General features: G+C 46.4%; 12 protein-coding genes. 11 read left to right on the top strand and 1 reads right to left on the bottom strand.

Features of this window, described 5'->3' with window-relative positions; genetic code table 11:
• Positions 1 to 124: 124 nt before the first annotated feature.
• The 7 genes from ABDW16_RS04720 to ABDW16_RS04690 all read left to right on the top strand — a co-directional run bounded on the left by ABDW16_RS04720 (position 125) and on the right by ABDW16_RS04690 (position 10,571).
• Positions 125 to 3,175 carry a SusC/RagA family TonB-linked outer membrane protein gene (locus tag ABDW16_RS04720; protein ID WP_343668060.1) on the top strand — a complete coding sequence of 1,017 codons (3,051 nt, stop codon included), beginning with the start codon at positions 125 to 127 and terminating at the stop codon, positions 3,173 to 3,175.
• Positions 3,176 to 3,194: 19 nt separating this feature from the next.
• Positions 3,195 to 4,490: a RagB/SusD family protein gene (locus ABDW16_RS04715; RefSeq protein WP_343668058.1), complete on the top strand. Its 1,296-nt coding sequence runs from the start codon at positions 3,195 to 3,197 to the stop codon at positions 4,488 to 4,490.
• Between the two features lie 221 nt (positions 4,491 to 4,711).
• Positions 4,712 to 6,670, top strand: a complete 1,959-nt coding sequence (locus tag ABDW16_RS04710; protein ID WP_343668057.1) for a gliding motility-associated C-terminal domain-containing protein — start codon at positions 4,712 to 4,714, stop codon at positions 6,668 to 6,670.
• Positions 6,671 to 6,683: 13 nt separating this feature from the next.
• Entirely contained in the window at positions 6,684 to 7,703 is a 1,020-nt protein-coding gene (locus ABDW16_RS04705; RefSeq protein WP_343668056.1) for a type IX secretion system membrane protein PorP/SprF, read from the top strand.
• Positions 7,704 to 7,939: 236 nt separating this feature from the next.
• Positions 7,940 to 8,425 (top strand): c-type cytochrome, encoded by a 486-nt coding sequence (locus ABDW16_RS04700; RefSeq protein ID WP_343668054.1) that lies wholly within the window; start codon positions 7,940 to 7,942, stop codon positions 8,423 to 8,425.
• Between the two features lie 151 nt (positions 8,426 to 8,576).
• Positions 8,577 to 8,885, top strand: a complete 309-nt coding sequence (locus ABDW16_RS04695) for a hypothetical protein (RefSeq protein ID WP_343668053.1) — start codon at positions 8,577 to 8,579, stop codon at positions 8,883 to 8,885.
• Between the two features lie 150 nt (positions 8,886 to 9,035).
• On the top strand, positions 9,036 to 10,571 hold the full coding sequence (locus ABDW16_RS04690; protein WP_343668052.1) for a right-handed parallel beta-helix repeat-containing protein: 1,536 nt from the start codon (positions 9,036 to 9,038) through the stop codon (positions 10,569 to 10,571).
• 86 nt (positions 10,572 to 10,657) lie between these two features.
• On the opposite strand, the gene ABDW16_RS04685 is transcribed toward ABDW16_RS04690, so the two are convergent.
• On the bottom strand, positions 10,658 to 11,428 hold the full coding sequence (locus ABDW16_RS04685) for a hypothetical protein (protein ID WP_343668051.1): 771 nt from the start codon (positions 11,426 to 11,428) through the stop codon (positions 10,658 to 10,660).
• A gap of 113 nt (positions 11,429 to 11,541) precedes the next feature.
• Between ABDW16_RS04685 and ABDW16_RS04680 the strand changes: the two genes are divergently transcribed.
• The 4 genes from ABDW16_RS04680 (at position 11,542) to ABDW16_RS04665 (ending at position 18,323) form a co-directional block, all read left to right on the top strand.
• Complete coding sequence (locus ABDW16_RS04680) at positions 11,542 to 12,129, top strand: sigma-70 family RNA polymerase sigma factor (RefSeq protein ID WP_343668049.1); 588 nt, start codon at positions 11,542 to 11,544, stop codon at positions 12,127 to 12,129.
• An 84-nt stretch (positions 12,130 to 12,213) separates the two neighbouring features.
• Positions 12,214 to 13,413: an alkaline phosphatase family protein gene (locus tag ABDW16_RS04675; protein ID WP_343668047.1), complete on the top strand. Its 1,200-nt coding sequence runs from the start codon at positions 12,214 to 12,216 to the stop codon at positions 13,411 to 13,413.
• Positions 13,414 to 13,630: 217 nt separating this feature from the next.
• Positions 13,631 to 14,779 (top strand): FecR domain-containing protein, encoded by a 1,149-nt coding sequence (locus tag ABDW16_RS04670; protein ID WP_343668046.1) that lies wholly within the window; start codon positions 13,631 to 13,633, stop codon positions 14,777 to 14,779.
• A 274-nt stretch (positions 14,780 to 15,053) separates the two neighbouring features.
• Positions 15,054 to 18,323: a TonB-dependent receptor gene (locus ABDW16_RS04665; protein ID WP_343668044.1), complete on the top strand. Its 3,270-nt coding sequence runs from the start codon at positions 15,054 to 15,056 to the stop codon at positions 18,321 to 18,323.
• Positions 18,324 to 18,330 lie beyond the last annotated feature (7 nt).

The raw sequence follows: 18,330 nt of genomic DNA, 5'->3' as shown, positions 1-18,330 counted from the left end.
TTATCCCTACGGGACATGGGGATAGTATGCCAGGATCTATCGTCTTCACATTTAAAAATTAGCTATGAGAATGTATCAATTATTCCGGCACGTCAGGTGCAGGTATCTGTTACTCTTCTTTGTCATGCAGTGTTTCACCGCAGCAGCAGCCTTTGCACAGGTAAAGCTGACAGGTAAGGTAACAGACGAAACCAGCGCCCCACTGCCAGGGATCACGGTAGCCATCAAAAACACCACATCCGGTGCCATGACTGATGTGAATGGAAACTTTGTGATCAATGCCGATCTGAAACCAGGTACTTATACCGTGAGCTTTTCCGGAATTGGTTTTGCTCCTAAACAAAGTGACCTGGTAATTGGTACAGGTAAAACTTATACATTAGATGTACAACTCAGTACTTCAGTTTCCAAGCTGGACGAAGTGGTTGTTACCGGTACATCGGCAGGTACTACCCGCAAACAGTTGGGTAGCTATGTGAGCACCGTCAAAGCAGCAGAACTGTCAAAAGGTGCTACTGCCAACGTACTGGCTGCATTGCAGGGTAAAACCCTGGGTGCACAGGTAACCCAGAACTCCGGTGATCCTGCAGGCGGTATTTCTGTAAAACTGCGTGGTATCAGTACCATCTCCGGTTCTACAGAACCACTGTATATCATAGATGGGGTGATCATCGACAACTCTACCACCCGTGTTACCAATGCCGATGCCAGCTATAATGGCGGTACATCTGTAGGTAGTGTAGGTCAGAACCGTATGGTGGATATCAACCCTGCCGATATAGAAAGCATGGAAGTACTGAATGGTGCAGCGGCATCTGCCATCTATGGTAGCCGTGCCAATGCCGGTGTGGTGCAGATCTTTACCAAGCGTGGTTCCGGTGGTGCGCCTGTCGTTAACTTCACCACCAGTTTCAATGTAAACGAACTGCGCAAAAAACTGGATGTAAACCAGGCGCCTACCAAGTTCGGTGGCGATCCGGCTACCTCTACACAAACGATCCTGACGCCTACTATCACCACTACCACCGATGTAAAACGTTACGATTACCAGGACTATATCTTCCGTACTGGTGTAGGTTCTGACAATAATATCTCCGTTACCGGCGGCCAGAATAAAACCAAATACTACGCTTCTGCCGGTTATCTCTACAACCAGGGTATTGTAAGAAATACTGATTTCAACCGTTACAGCTTCCGCTTAAACCTCGACCAGGAACTGAATAACTGGATCAGCTTCAATGCCAGCATGAACTACATCTATAGCAAATCAAACGAGAAACCCGATGGTAACTCTTTCTTCTCACCTACCAACTCTGTCACCATCATTGGTAACTACTACGACATCTGGGCAAGAGATGCGCAGGGGAATATAAAGGCAGTAGGCGAGCGTGGACGTGTAAACCCGGTTTCTGTAATAGAAGACATCAAACAACAGCAGCAAACGAGCAGGATCATCGCGGGGGCGGGCATTAAACTCAAACCCGTGAAGAACCTGACTGTCGACTATCATATGGGTATTGACAATTACAGCCAGGATGGTACAACTCTCATTCCGCCTTATGCATATAATGTAAGTTCCGGTTTCTTCGGTGGTGGTGCTTCACTCGATCCTACACAGAATGGTTATGCCAGTGCTGGTAACAACAATTCATTCCTGATCAATCACGATGTGAATGCAACTTACAATGCACAGATCAGCAGTCGCCTGGCTTCTGTAACACAGGTGGGTTTCTCGCAGCAATATTCCCGGATGCACTACTCCCTGCAGCAGGGTCGTGGTCTGCCTCCTTATGTAACCACTGTAAGTGGTGCGGCTACTCCTATCACCGGTTATGATCAGCGTACAGAAACTTCCATTTCCGGTGAATACATTCAGCAGAACTTTAAATACCGGGATCAGTTCTTTGTAACAGGTGCATTGAGGTTAGATGGTTCATCTGTGTTTGGTGAGTCAGAAAGAAACCAGTTGTATACCAAACTGAGTGGTAGCTATGTGATCTCCGGTACTGATTACTGGAATAACCTGGGTGTATCTAAATGGTGGAACCTGTTCAAGCTGCGTGCAGCCTACGGTGAGTCTGGTAACCTGACCGGTATTCCTGCCTATGGCCGTTACAATACCTACAGTGCAGTTGCATTTGTAGGTGCAGCTTCCTTCACATCACCGACCACATACACTAATCCGAATGTAAAACCGGAAAGGCAGAAAGAGCTGGAATTTGGTACAGACCTCGGCTTTCTGGACAATCGGGTGAATGTGTCAGTGAACGTATATCGCAAACGTGTAAATGACCTGCTCATCAGCCGTGCAATCGCACCAACACAGGGTTACTCCAGCAGCCTGGACAACATTGGTTCTCTTGAGAACAAAGGTGTGGAAGTATTGCTGAACGTAGCACCTGTGAAGACAAAAGACTTCGAGTGGAACCTCACAGCTATCTGGAACCACAATAAAAACAAAGCCCTGAACATCGGGCAGAGCCTCATCCTGTACAGCACAAACAGTGGTGCACCGGTAGCTATTGCAAATGGTCAGCCTATAGGTTTCTTCTATGGCACCTTCTTCGCAAGAGATGCAAGTGGCAAGCAGATCACCAATGCAGCAGGTATTCCGCTCACAGAGCTGGGTACACAGAATGGAGCCATGAGCTATACAGCAGGTCGTGATGCAAATGGATTGCCAACAGGTTCTTCTCTGCAAAAGAAGATCGGTGATCCAAATCCAGACTGGAATGGAACATTGACGAACGATTTCCGTTATAAAAGATGGAACCTGCATACACAGCTGGATGCCGTACAGGGTGGCAGTGTATTCAATGCTGACTTCAGAACCCGGCAAGGTGTGGACAATGGTAAAGTAGCAGAGCAGGAAGACAGGGGGCAGTTACCACGTGGTTACATCGCAGGGGTATATGCCATTCAGGAATGGAGAATTGATGATGGTTCATTCGTAAAACTGAGAGAATTATCATTGAGTTATAATATTGGCAAGGTAAAGGGAATCAGAGATCTGACAGTGAGCATAGGCGGTAGAAACCTTTACTCATGGGATCATTACAAGGGATACGATCCGGAAGTGAATGCAGCAGGACAGAGTACAATACTCCGTGGTATTGACTTCGGTTCAGTACCTGCTCCAAGAACTTACAACGTAGCGATTCGTGCCAAATTCTAAACCATCAAAAAGGAGATTCATGAAAAGGTATATCAATAACTATAGCAGGTCTATCATGGCAGGGATCCTACTGTTCACTGCTGCATCCTGCAAAAAGGAATATACAGATCCTTCCGGGCCTTCTGCCGGCAATGCATTCAACACTGCCAATGCACTGACGGATGTAGCAGTAGGTTTGCAAAACTGGTACACTGCTGCAAGAACAGGGAATGTGTACACTAAGGTAGCTGCTGCCAGCCTGCTCACTGGTGAAACCTATGTGGTGAATGCCGGTAATACAGACGAAAATCAGCTGTACCTGGGCGGTACCAATGTGCAAAACACAAATGTCATTGTAACAGGTCTCTGGACGGTGAGTAACAAAATCATCTACGATGCAAACAATGTGCTGAATAATGTGAACAGTGTGGTATCCGATAAAAGCTATGCCAGTGGGCTCATTGCCTACACCTCCATCTGGAAGGCGCTGGCCATTGGCGATATGGCGGAGTTCTGGCAGCAGGTGCCGGATACAACAGGTACCAACGTATCTTTCATCACCAATACTGCTGGTTATACCAAGGCCATTGCCATTATTGACAATGCCCTGGCAGCCATCAGTGCCAATGCGGTGAGCAGCACATTTACCAAAAACATTCCTGCCGGTATCGATCTGCAAAACACACTGTATGCGCTGAAAGCACGCTACGCACTGTTTGCAGGCGATTATACCACTGCCCTGGCAGCAGCCAGCCAGGTAACATTGAGTACTACATCTACTTACAATTACAATGCACTGACCACGAATCCGATCTTCACACTGGTTACGTCTACCAACAATATCTACCAGGTGACTGACTCTACCATGAGTTTGCCGGTGGGGTTACGCCCGGATGCTGACGACAAGCGTTATCCATTTTATGTAACGATCAGCAGCAGCCCGCGCTTCCGCATCAAAGGGTTCTACAATGCTACTACACAGGCGATTCCTGTGTACCTGCCTGGTGAAATGACCCTCATCAAAGCAGAGTGCTATGCACGTCAGCATGATATTGCCAATGGTTTGATAGAGTTGAATAAGGTAGTGACTAAAACGGCAGCACAAGATGCATTTGGCGTAGGTGCGGCATTACCGGCCGAAGTAGCAACGACCGAGAGCGAACTGCTGGACCTGATTTATAAACATCGTCGTATAGAACTATTCATGGGTGGTCTGGCGCTGGAAGATGAGCGTCGGTTTGGCAGACCCACTACAGAGCGCAAGCGTTCTTACTTCCCCTATCCATTCGTGGAGCGGAACGACAATACAAATACTCCGGACGATCCGTCATTCTAATAACCACTCTACCGGGCGAACCTTACTACGGTGCCTGCTTTCCATTGCCCTCACTGAAATTTTCGGTGAGGGCAATGGCTTTTAAATAATCCTTCGTCTATAAAATCTGCCTTTCTGCATATTATTTTGCCCCATTAATTGTATAAAGATATTTTTGTCTTGCCACTCGACCTAGCATTCTGTTAATCTCAAAGCAATTTCCAAGGACTATACCTGTTATAATGATCATTGCTATCTTAAAACTTCAGGGTGTAAGTAACACCTGTTTGAAGTGTTTGCTGTCGATGTTGCTGCTACTACTATGCTCACACGAAATGAAGGCCCAGTTGTGTACTGGCAGCCTCGGCGATCCCGTAGTCAGTATTGACTTCGGAACTGGTACTTCGACCTTTGCCGGGGCACTGGCGTCGGGCACCACTACATATACATATGTAGCAAAGGCATTTCCCAGCGATGGTTATTATACAATAGAAAATTCAACAGCTGCCTCTGGTTCTGTTTGGTGGAGTACTACCGACCACACCGGTGGCGGATATATGATGGTGGTAAACGCTGCCACTTCTGTACAGGATTATTTTTACAAGAAAACAGTGACGGGATTATGTGGCGGCACTACCTATGAATTTGCGGCATGGATTGTAAACCTGCTGCGTTCACAGGACAATAATCCGCCCAACGTTACATTCTCCATTCTATCAACCGACGAATCCACTACTTACGGCTCTTACACCACCGGCTCCATTCCTCTCACGAGTGGAGGAGCTACCTGGAAGCAGTTTGGTTTTTACTTCACCACACCTACAGGTGTTACAGATGTAGAAATCAAGATCAGCAACAGTAGCCCGGGTGGTGCACCGGCCAATGACCTGGCGCTGGATGATATTACCTTCCGTGCCTGTGGTCCTACTGTTACAGCGTATACTTCGGATGGTGCTTCATCTAAAGAGGTTTGTAAAGACGATGCCACGGTATTCACTTTCACAGGCACGGTATCCAGCGGTTATTCCGATCCGGCTTATCAATGGCAGGTAAGTACAGATGGCGGTACCACCTGGACAGATATCAGTGGCGCAACGAGTACAACTTATGTACGTCAGCCAACGGGGGCTGGAACCTATTTATACAGAATGTCTGCAGCGTCATCGACAAATATCGGTTCAACAGCATGTCGTGTGAGTTCGAATACCATTACGATACAGGTAGATGATAATCCGGATCCCGAAGCCAGCAGCAACAACCCGGGGTGTGAGGGCGATACGCTGGAATTGAGTGCATCTACCTATTCGGGAGCCACCTATAGCTGGACGGGGCCTAATGGATTCACCAGCAGTTTGCAAAACCCGGTGATCTATGGAGTTACATCGGCAAACAATGGTGACTATATTGTCACGTTAACCACCTCCGTAGGTTGTACCAATTCAGATACCACAAGCATCGATGTGAATGCAGCGCCTTCGGCAGATGCAGGGGAAGATCAGAATATGTGCGAAGGTGCTACTGTGACGCTGGAAGGTGGTGGGGGCAGTACTTATCTCTGGTCTCCTGCATCTACACTGACCGATGCTACGAGTGCCACTACCAATGCATCGCCTACAGATACCACTACTTATATACTGACCGTGAGCAATGGTACCTGCAGTGCTAATGATACTGTCACCATCAATGTATGGAAACTGCCTACAGCCAATGCTGGCGAAGATCAGCGCATCTTTGAAGGAGAGTCCGCACAGTTGTCTGGTACAGCCGGCGGCACAGATGTAAGTTATGCATGGACCCCTGTTTATAATATTACAGATGCAACGATCCTCAACCCGGTCGTGACACCTACAGCAGACACTACTTATACCCTGACCGTCACTTCCAATTTAGGATGTGGCGAAGCGACAGACGATGTATTTATACGGGTGTACAAAACCATCATCATCCCGAATGCTTTTTCTCCAAATGGAGATGGCATCAATGATACGTGGAAGATAGCGAAGCTGGATACATATCCCGAAGCAGATGTGAATGTATTCAACCGGTATGGGCAGGTTGTATTCCACAGCCATGGCTACAGTACAGAATGGGATGGTACCTACAATGGTAAGCCATTGCCGGTAGGCACTTATTATTATACAATAGATCTGAAAATTGGGTTTGGTAAAAATCCCGGTGGTTGGGTAGTGATCCTCCGATAAGAAAACCAGCGATATGAACAAAGTTATCATTTTAGGTATCAGCATGCTGCTGGCTATGAATGGATATGCACAGCAAAAGCCACACTATACACAGTATATACTCAACCAGTATATTATCAATCCGGCATTGTCAGGGATCGAGAACTATATCGATGTCAAGGTAAGTCATCGTCATCAGTGGACAGGGCTGAGTGGAGGTCCTGTCACTACCTATGTAACGATACAGGGGCCAATCAATAAAAAAGATTACCGTACTACTGCTACCTCTTTTGCAGTACCGGGCGAGAATCCCCGTGGGCAGCGTTATTGGGAAAATTATACAGCGGCAGAGCCACATCATGGGGTAGGTATGCAGGTGATCAATGATGTGACAGGGCCGCTGACTAACCTGAGCATATTCGGCACCTATGCCTATCATATAGGATTAACACCGAGAACCAGTCTGTCAGCAGGTTTTGGTGCAGGCATCAGTCGTTTTAGCCTGAACAGTTCCGCGCTGAACTTTAATAATACCACGGTGGATCCGGTGGTGTATTCCAGTGGTATACTGAATAAGACAAAGTTTGATATGACGGCTGGGATCTACCTCTACTCCGCCGACTATTTCATTGGCTTGTCTGCACAGCAGATCGTACCCAATACCCTGAGTTATGCAGATCATACCATCACAACAGAAACGGGTAAAACAGTGCCTCACATCTTCCTGACTGGTGGCTATCGTTTTTTGCTGACGGAGGACCTGAACCTGACGCCCTCCCTGATGGTCAAATATATCAATCCCCTTCCAATACAGGTAGAAGTAAACACCAAATTGCAATACCGGGACCTGATTTGGATAGGGGCGAGCTACCGGCATAAGGACAGTTTTGCGGGTATGGTGGGTTTCAATATCTCAAATACCGTGAACCTGGGTTACTCTTATGACAATGCAACAACAGCGCTGGCGTCTTACAACCGTGGCACCCACGAGCTGGTGCTGGGCTTTACTTTTGGCAATAAATACGATGATAGTTGCCCCCGGAATGTGTGGTAACACCGTGTGATCGAAACGTTAAATATGCCCCGGAGATTCGGCTACAAGTGTGAAAAACAGTAATTTTCCAGCGCTTTTTTCTTAAACCTTCAACTGTTCATAGCCTGCTCCGCTCATCGGGGCAGGCTATATTTTTAGCTGGAAATGTCATCCATCCGTCATTATAAATTTGTAATATCTGGGTAGTTTCCTAAATTCCATTCTGGAAGCTTATTACTATTACAAAATCCATGGTCATGCAATTCAAAAAGTCCCTTGTCGTGCCATTGTCGCTGATACTGGCAGTGTCACTATGTTCACTTTCGTTGCCTCCTGAAGAGAAGGCAAAGAATCTGAAAGTTTTGCCTAAAAACATCAGTCATGAAGAACTGATGCAAACAATGCATGTTTTCAATAAGTCGTTGGGTGTAAAATGCGATTTTTGTCATGCCCATTCCAAGGATGATCCTAAGAAACTGGATTTTGCCAGTGATATATTGGAAGAAAAGGAAACGGCCAGGGACATGATGAAGTTGACAATGCGCATCAACAAAAAGTATTTTAAATCCGGTAAGGATGAGAATGGTAAGCAGATCATGACTGTTACCTGTTACACCTGCCACAATGGTCAGAAAGAACCAGTTGCTGCCCCTCCGGGTGGTATGGACAAAGGTCCGCAGGGTCCTCCTCCGGGTGGTCACGATGGGCATGATGGTCCGCCCCCACCACCGGCAAATCATTAATCAAATTGTGCTGGCAGGTTCTGCCTGCCGGCAACATTCCCGCCAAAATACTTGTTTGAAAAAAGAAAAATTCTATCTTTATTGACACAAGTTCCACTGTAGTTTTTAAAATTTATCTCATTAACCGCAACGCACAACCAAACTGATTGTTATGACCTTGTTCACCACACTCGCCGTACTGGCCCTACTCTTTTTCGTAGCACATGTTTTTCTGTTATTTACATCATTTGGTAAAAATGGTTACCAGAAAACACGCTATTTTTATTCACACCTCACCCTCTGGATTGCGGGTATACTGGTGTTTGCAATGGCTGCACTGTATGCCGGCAAGCAGGTATCTCCTGTGCTGGATGTATTCGATACTATTGGCAAGCAGGTACTGATCCTGGGTGCAGTAGTGGTATTATCACTCACTGCGCACACCATTGTCCGCTACCTGGTAATACCCCGGTTTAAATAATTGGTAGTATATACCCTGGTAATAGCCGCCTTTGAAAAAGGGCGGCTATTTTTTTTTGAAATAAGCGGTCCTATCTATTCGCCCCTTCGTCTTTATAGTGAAAAGCAGCTTTTTATTTGAAAACACCCGTTAACCAAACTCTAAAACACCATGAGAAAAACCCTCTTAATTGCCTGTAGTGGCTTGCTGATCCTTTCTGCCTGTAAAAAGGAGGCCGAAGAAAAGCTCAAAAACACCACTACTACCGCTGTGACCACGTCCTCAGTCACAAACTATTATGTCAATGGTACCACAGGTAGTGATGCCAATGCTGGTACTTCAGACACATTGCCATTAAAAACCATCCAGGCCGCACTGTGGAAAACCACCGATGGCGCAGGCGCCACCATTTGGGTAGCCGCAGGTACCTACAAGGAAAAGTTGTGGTGGCCTTATTCCGGGGCAGATTCTACTCATCCCATTACCCTTACCAACTACAATGGTGGTACGGTCATCCTGGATGGGGTAGGTGCATCCAACGGCGACCAGAAAGCCATGATTGCCGCGGTTTCAAGGAGCCACGTCCGGATTAACAACATTACCGTCGCGAACAACATTACTTCCAGCGCTGTCGGTATTCTCTTTCAGGGTAGTGGTACAGACATCCAGGTGACCGGTTGTAAAATCTACAATATCGGCTGGACGACGGATTCTACTGCCGTACCTTCTTCTACTGACAATGCCAATCCGCTGATGGTATGGGGCGATGCACTCGCTTCTTACAACAAGGTATACATTGGCAGCAACCAGATTTACAGTTGCAATACGGGGTATAGCGAAGGGCTGACCATGGCGGGGAATGTGGAGAACTTCCTTATCGAAAGCAATGTAGTACACCATATTCGTAACATTGGTATCGACATGACGGGGCACTATTCATGGGCGAATACCAATGATAGTGTGAATATGGCCCGTAATGGCAATGTGAAATACAACATTGTGTACAACTGTATTTCGCCGGTTGCCCTCAATGGCGGTATCTATGTAGATGGTGGTAAGTACATCAACATCGAAGGCAATATCTGCTATAGTAATTATGCAGGTATTTCAGCAGGTTGTGAAAACAATAATTACACTGCTACCGGTATCAACATTCGTGACAACTTCATTTACAACAACAGGAATGCGGGCATCCTCGTGGGTTCTAACCAGACGAACAGTAAGGTGACGTATTCCACCATCATGAACAACTCCCTGTATAAGAACTATACAGATGGTGGCTGGGGTGGAGAAATCAGTTTGCAGAATACAGATTATCTCACTATCAAAAACAACATCGTTTATTCTGCAAGTGATATAATGATGATTGCATTGTGGGGGTATTCATCTACTAACCTGGTGAGTGACTACAATTTGTATTACGGCTTGTCAGGCAGTGCTGCATCTTCTACATTCGACTGGTATCCTACCAGTACCACGTATGGTTCACTGGCGGCATTTGCAGCTGCTACCGGATTGGATGCACATTCTACTTATGGCAATCCGAATTATGTAAGCACTACGAACCTGCACCTGAGCAGTACATCGCCGGCTATCAATGCGGGTGATCCTTCATTTGTGTTAGGTTACCAGGAGTATGATATAGATAAACAAAGCAGGATACAGAATAGCAGGGTGGATAAGGGTGCGGATGAAACAGCGTATTAGTATAGTTAGCTGTTGCTCTTGCCTGTGAGCAGGAGCAACAGCTTTTTTCCTGTTTCGTGCCAGTACGTTACCTGTTTCAGCCTACTTTAGCCTACGAGGTATTGCCTTAGTTTACTACCTGTTTCAGCATCCAGGTACACACCCCGCTCGATACTTTTTTCCCTCGATACACGTGAATCGCCGTGTGAATAACGCCTCATTCTACTTTCTTCTATATATCGATTATGTTTGGGAGCCTGTGTCCAGGTATAGGAATCAATATCCACAACCGGCCTGTTTTCGCAGGCGTCGCAATAGTGAAAATCAATTTTGATAATTTCTTTTGGTTGCTCCGGCCCTTTTTCCGGCAGATGATCCAGGTCCAGTAACATTTCCAGCAGGAAATGATAATTTTTCCCCGGCCTGAACTTTTTATAAAACTTACCTGCTTCTAAAATATAAATCGTCGTTTTAGAATAGTATTGCCTGCAATTTTCACAGTAATAATTTACAACCAGCAATACGGACAGGGGGAGGGCAACCATCACTAACTCTACCAAATGGAACCCCTTCATTTCCATATCCTGGTAAAATACCCAGTTGGTGATCCAGGAAGACAGGCTAAATAAAATCCCCAATCCGACATTCACCCTGACATTTCTGCAATGGTTATAGCGCCTGAACAGGAAAAATATAAAGAACAGGACTCCCGTCCAGATAGTCAGGGCAAATATTTGTGCTGCCAGGCTCGTCTCAGATGCCGTATGGTTGCCATAACGCATACTGCACCATATGCAGGCGGAAAAGGCGAGAATAGTGGCAATAATCAGGGGAGTCAGGGCAATTTTGCCGGAAGAGTGGTAATGGGTTTTGGGCATAGGAAATAAATTCGGGAATAAAATTACTGAAACAATGGCTCACTTTTTTTATTTTTAGCAGGATAACATCAATTCAAAGCAGCTAAAGGAGCGATAGTCGGGTTTATTTACGCATGCAGGCTACCACGGATACGGAATTACTACAACAACTGAGGAAGGGAAACGAAAGTGCCTTCCGGCAGTTATATGACCGGCATAGCCGGCCGGTAGCCGCGTTTATATACCAGTTAACCCACTCCGCAGTAGATGCCGAAGACATTCTCCAGGATACCTTTCTGAAGCTCTGGACCAGCCGGGAACAGCTCCCTGCTATAGAGCATATTGGTAATTACATCTTTATCATCGCCCGCAATAAAACGGTCGATCACCTGCGCAGGGTGGCCCGCCAGCAACAGCTGGTAGACCAGGTATGGGCCAATATCTCGGAAGTGGCAGACGCCCTGGATCTACAGCTCGATGCCAGGGAAAGCCAGCAGCTCATTGCCAATGCCCTCGCCCAGTTATCTGAGCAAAAACAGACTATTTTCCGGCTCAGCAGGGTAGAGGGATTGAGTCATGAGGTGATTGCCACACAGCTGGGGTTGTCGAAAAGCCGGGTCAAGAATTTACAGGTAGAGACGTTGAAACATATCCGCGTATTTCTGGCACGTTATGGAGGTCCACTGGGTGTGCTCCTGTTCACATGCTTAATGAAAAGCTAATTTATAGGTCATAGCACCATTTCCATTTTTATGCTTAATGAAAAGCTAACATACAATTCGTTGAATAATTTCCATTTTTAGGGCATGAAACATTTACTAATTTGTCTGTTGCTGGCAAGCACAGTTACTGCGCAATCCAAACGCGAAAAGAAGGTGGTATTCGTTATTGCAGACGGTATTCCTGCCGATGTGATAGAAAAAGTAGCCACCCCCAATATAGATAAGATCATTGCTGCCGGTACCTATACCCGTATGCATGTAGGTGGTGGCAAAAGCACCTATTCGGAAACGCCGACCATCTCTGCGGTGGGGTACAATAGCCTGCTCACGGGTACCTGGGTGAATAAGCACAATGTACCGGACAATGATATTAAAGCCCCCAATTACCACTATCACAATATCTTCCGCTTATTCAAGGAGGCTTATCCTAAAAAGCAAACTGCCGTTTATTCCAGCTGGGAAGACAATCGTACTAAACTCGCCCTTTCTGAATATGTAGACTTACATGCAGATGGTTATGAACTTGATACCCTCAACTTTCATCATGATAAGCAGCGTGATTTCATGCATGCCATTGATGAAAAGGTTATCAGCGAAGCGGTGGCAGGTATCAAAAAGAGTGCGCCATCCCTTACCTGGGTATACCTTGAATATACGGACGATATGGGCCATATGCATGGCGATAGCCCTGAATTCTACAAAGCTGTATCCCTGATGGATGCCCAGATGGGTAAATTGTGGGAAGCGATCCGGTACCGGGAGCAACACTACCCTGAAGACTGGATGATTGTCATTACCACCGATCATGGTCGGGATGAAAAAACAGGTCGTGATCATGGTGGTCAGTCTGTTCGCCAGCGCAGTACCTGGATGGTGACCAGTTATCGTCCGCTCAATGCTTATGCAAAATATTACGAACCGGGAATTGTGGATATCATGCCTACTATAGCCCGTTATTTACAGGTAAACATTCCTGATTCTGTAGCCCGTGAGGTAGATGGTACTGCTCTCATCGGAAAAGTAGCGATTGCCCAGGCAGCTGGTACTTTCATTCAGGGAAATATAGATTTGAAATGGAAAGCGCTGGAAGAAACGGGGAATGTAAAGATATGGGTAACGACGACGAATAATTTTAAGGAGGGAGGAAAGGATGAGTATAAATTATTAAAGGAGGTGCCTTTGAAACAGGAGCATGCATTGGTGGATGTAAAGGATTTGAATGGCCCTTTTTATAAAGTAGTATTGGAAACCAGTGTGAACACAGTGAATCTGTGGATTAAATAAACGTTTTTAGATTGGCCGCAGGCCACCCCCCCTCAAAGCCGGTCTACAGAAAGCGAACCATTGCAAAGGCATCTCCTTTCAAAGCCGGCCGCAGGCCATCCCCCCCCACCCAAAAAAACCTGCTTCTGCCGAAGGCGGAAGCAGGTTTTTTTGCCTTTTTTAAAAAATTATTACCTTTTCCCGGTCCTTCCCAAAACTTCAAACGTCTTTATATTATATGCCGCAGCAGTCAAGAATAGAATATTTGTTGGATCGTTATGTGAATAGATCCTGCACCCGCGAGGAGCTGGACGAGCTATTTGTATACATCAAAGATGAACAAAACGAAGAGATCTTAAACCATCTCCTCGCCAACTACGCTGAATCGGCCACCACCGCCCCCGACATCGACTACGAAAACATATACAGCCAGCTCATCCAGCCCCGCAGCCGGATCATCACCCTCCGCCGCCTGGCAGCCGCTGCTGCCATCTTACTACTGGCAGGCTCCGCCTTCTGGTACCTTGGCCACACCCGTAAACCACAACCTTTACAGGTAGCCACCATCACAAAGGAAATAACACCCGGCTCTAACAAAGCCACCCTTACCCTCGCCGATGGCACCGTCGTTACCTTAGACAGCGCCGGCAATCAAACCATCCGCCAGGGTAACCAATCCATCACCCAGCAAAACGGACAATTACTATACACAGGACAGGGGAACACAAGTACTGTACATTATAATAAACTATCTACCCCAAGGGGAGGACAATTCCAGATCGTATTACCCGACGGAACTAAAGTATGGCTCAACTCAGCTACCACCCTCCGCTATCCAACTGCTTTCACCGGCGCCACCCGCGTCGTGGAACTGGAAGGCCAGGGTTATTTCGAAGTAGCACCCAATGCCACTCATCCTTTCCTCGTCAAAGTACCTTCCACACACAGGGACAGTATGGAAGTACAGGTACTGGGTACCGGATTTGATGTCATGGCCTATGCCGACGAAGCCACTGTAAACACTACCCTCATTTCCGGTAGTGTCAGAGTAAAAGAAGGAAACACACTACAAACCCTGCAACCCGGTCAACAGGCGGTGATGGACAATATTAACCGTGCCATCACTGTCAGACCTGCAGATATCAAAAAAGTAACCGCGTGGAAAAACGGTGTGTTTGTATTTAATAACACGGCTTTGCCAGCCATTCTTAGAGAAGTAGCCCGTTGGTATGATGTGGAGATCGTATACGCCGCCACCCCCAGCCCTGAGCTGTATGGAGGCGGTATCAGCAGAAACCTGCAATTATCATCCGTGTTACGCCTGCTCGAAGCAAGCGGGTATAATCACCTGAAGTTAGAAGGAAGAAGGGTCATCGTATTACCGTAATCAATTAAACCAAAATTTATAGCTTACTGAACCAAAATTTAGTATAGAACCAAAATTTAAAAGCAGCAGAAGAATACTAAAAAGCAGCCGCTAAGAGGGATACCTACGTAAAAACCGGAGATGCTCGCAACATCCCCGGCCTGGTTATTCGGCATTCCTTGCATAATCACTGTAAGACCATTTAAGTACTACCAAACACTACAAAAGTATGCATTTCGATTGTAATGTAATGGCCCGCTGTGTGCGCGGGCTATCAACCAAAATTTGCCTGGTTATGAATTTGACCGCCCTACTTCTTCTGGTCACCTGCCTGCAAGTCACCGCAGCAGGATATGCCCAGAAGGTAACTTTAACGGTAAAAGAAGCGCCGCTCCAAAAAGTGTTTGCTGAGATCATCACTCAGACAGGGGTCTCTATTGTTTATTCTGAAAAGGTATTGTCCAATACAATCCCGGTATCTTTCCAGGTAAAAGATGCCAACGTACAGGATGTACTCGACCTGTGCCTGAAAAATCAACAGGTAACCTACTCGCTGGAAGGCAACAGCTTCGTAATTCACAAAGCACGTATCGCTCCTGCACCTACGCCGGTGGCTGATACCACTATTACCGTATCTGGCAGGGTCACCACCGCAGGAGGGGCAGCATTGCCCGGTGCCACTGTGATGGTAAAAGGTTCCCGCAGGGGTGCACAGTCTGATGCAGAAGGTCACTTCACCATCCGTGACCTGAAAAAGACCGATGTACTGCTGATCAGCAATATTGGCTTCGTTACAAAAGAATATCCTGTGGCAGGCGTACAGGGCACCATCAGCGTGCTCATGGAAGAAGATACCCGCAAGTTCAACGAAGTAGTGGTAGTAGGGTATAGTGATAAAAAGAAGGGAGAACTGACCAGTGCCGTTACAGTAGTAAACGAGGAAAAACTGAAAACTGTGACCACCAATGACCTGGGCAATATGCTCCAGGGCAAAGTATCCGGCCTGCAGGTGGTGAACAGCTCCGGTGCCCCGGGTTCTTCTTCTGAAATCAGGCTGCGCGGTGTATCCTCTGTAAATGCATCTCAAACGCCGCTGGTGGTGGTAGACGGTATCATCGGTGGTAACTACGATCCCAACGATGTGGAAAACGTAACCGTACTGAAAGATGCAGGTGCGACTGCCATGTATGGTTCCCAGGCAAATGCCGGTGTAATCATCGTAACTACCAAAAAAGCAAAGCTGGGAAAAACACAGTTTGAAGCAAAAGTAACCACCGGTTACCGCACACCAGACTTTGGTAAGATGAAGATGATGACAGGCAGTGAACTGTACGAACACCAGAAAGAATACTATCGCGATTATATTCCGGGTACTACAGACAACTCTTATAAAATTGACATTCTCAAGTTTTATAGTGAACGTCCACAATCCCTGCGCAATCAGAACTACAGCTGGTTAAATACCCTGTTCAGCACAGCGCCGATGCAGAACGTATACATCGCAGCCAGCGGTAGCACAGAGAAAAATGACTACTATACAGCGCTCACTTACTACAATGAAAAAGGTACATTCATGAACACAGGCTACCAGCGTGTGAACGTGCGTGCAAACTCTACCTACCATTTCACAAAGGATGTAAGCGTAACCAACAATATCAACATCAGTGGTGTAAACGGTAAGAGCTATAACTACGAAGATGTGTATTATGCTTATCTGAACATGCCATGGGATAACCCATACAATGCAGATGGCTCACCCGTGTATGTAGATGGTACTTCTACCTTCAAATGGTGGTCAAGAGATAAAACCAACCCGGTACATACCATTCAGAACTCTTCCCATCCTTACAAGTCATTTGATGTGAACTATGACCTGGGCCTGAATGTAAACATCACCCCATGGTTGACCTTCACCAGCAGCAATCGTGGTGCAGTAGCCTATTCCAAGGCCAAAGATTACTACTCTCCGGTAGTAGCCGGTTTGTATAACGGTACTGGTTACCTGAATGAAGCCAGCACCTTATCATATGGTCTGATCTCTAACGACCTGTTGAAATTCAAATTTAAATTTGGCGACCACTCCCTCACAGGCTTGGCAGGTGTGGCCATTGAGAATAGCAAAACAGAATTGTTGGGTGCATCAGGCAAAGGGTTACCCATCGGGTTATCCGTATTGAATGTAGTATCCAATACACAGATCGTAAGTGGATCTAACGATCAGTCTATTATCCAGTCCCTGATCTCGCAGGTAAGTTATGGTTATAAAGAGAAGTACTTCCTGACTGGATCTTATCGTATAGATGGTTCTACAGCTTTCCCTTCCAACAAGCGTTATGGTTCATTCCCCGCAGTATCTGCAGCATGGGTGATGAGTAGTGAAGACTTCATGCAGGATGTAAGGGCGGTGAATACCCTGAAAATAAGAGCGAGCTATGGGGTAACCGGTACACAGGATATTGGTTCTTCCCGTTACTTAGGTTTGTATGCCCTGAGCAGCCAGTACAATGGTAGCACGGCAGCCACGCCATCTCAGCTGCCAAGTCCGAACCTGAGCTGGGAAAGTAAGCAACAGATCAACGTGGGTATCGACCTGGGCATGCTGAACAACCGGATCAACCTGACTGCCGATGCATATAACAACGTCACTAAAAACCTGTTGCTGCAGGTATCCCAACCACTGTCAGTAGGTTTTGAACAGCGCTGGGAGAATGTAGGTCAGGTAGTGAACAATGGTATAGAATTAGGTCTGAACACGGTGAACATCCGTCACAAAGATTTTGAGTGGAGCACTGATTTCAATATCAACTTCAATACGAACAAACTGCGCGAACTGCCAAGCGACATTACCCGTACACAATCTACCTGGAGCATATCACAGATCTATCGCAACGATGGTAACCTGTATGAATTCTATATGCCTAAATGGTTAGGCGTAAATAAAGAAACAGGTGCACCACAGTGGGAGGTAGTGAACAAAGATGCCAGTGGTAAAGTGATCAGCCGCGAAGCGACTTCTGACTATGCAAGTGCTACTTACCAGGAAGTAGGTTCTGCCCTGCCAAAGTTCCAGGGTGGTTTTAGCTCTAACTGGAAATATAAGAACTTCTCCCTGAGCGTAAACACCTACTTCATCAGTGGCAACAAAGTATTCAGCAATGCACTGCGCTTTGTGGAAAACGATGGTACGGAACCTTACTACAACCAGATCAAACTGCCATCCAGCTATAAAATCTGGACCAAACCAGGCGATGTGGCTACAGAGCCAAGTCCGCAGAACAATGCAAATGCTACAGAGACCTCTACCCGTTACCTGAAAAACGGTAGTTTCTTCTCCATCCGCAATATCGCGCTGGCTTATAGCCTGCCAAAATCATTGGTGAAAAACTGGCGTTTGAACGATGTGACAGTGTCGCTGACCGCAGATAATGTGTACACATTTACGAAGTTCCTGGGTCAGGATCCAAACACGACTATCACATCCAGTGACTATGTAATGCCGGGTGTATCGGACTTTAAATATCCGAACAACCGCCAGTATCTGTTAAACATCAATATCAGGTTTTAGTTAAAAA

The sequence above is a fragment of the Chitinophaga sp. genome, assembly GCF_039596135.1.
Classification (GTDB): domain Bacteria; phylum Bacteroidota; class Bacteroidia; order Chitinophagales; family Chitinophagaceae; genus Chitinophaga.
The sequence above is the reverse complement of the archived record's forward strand: the minus strand, read 5'-3'. Positions and strand labels throughout refer to the sequence as shown.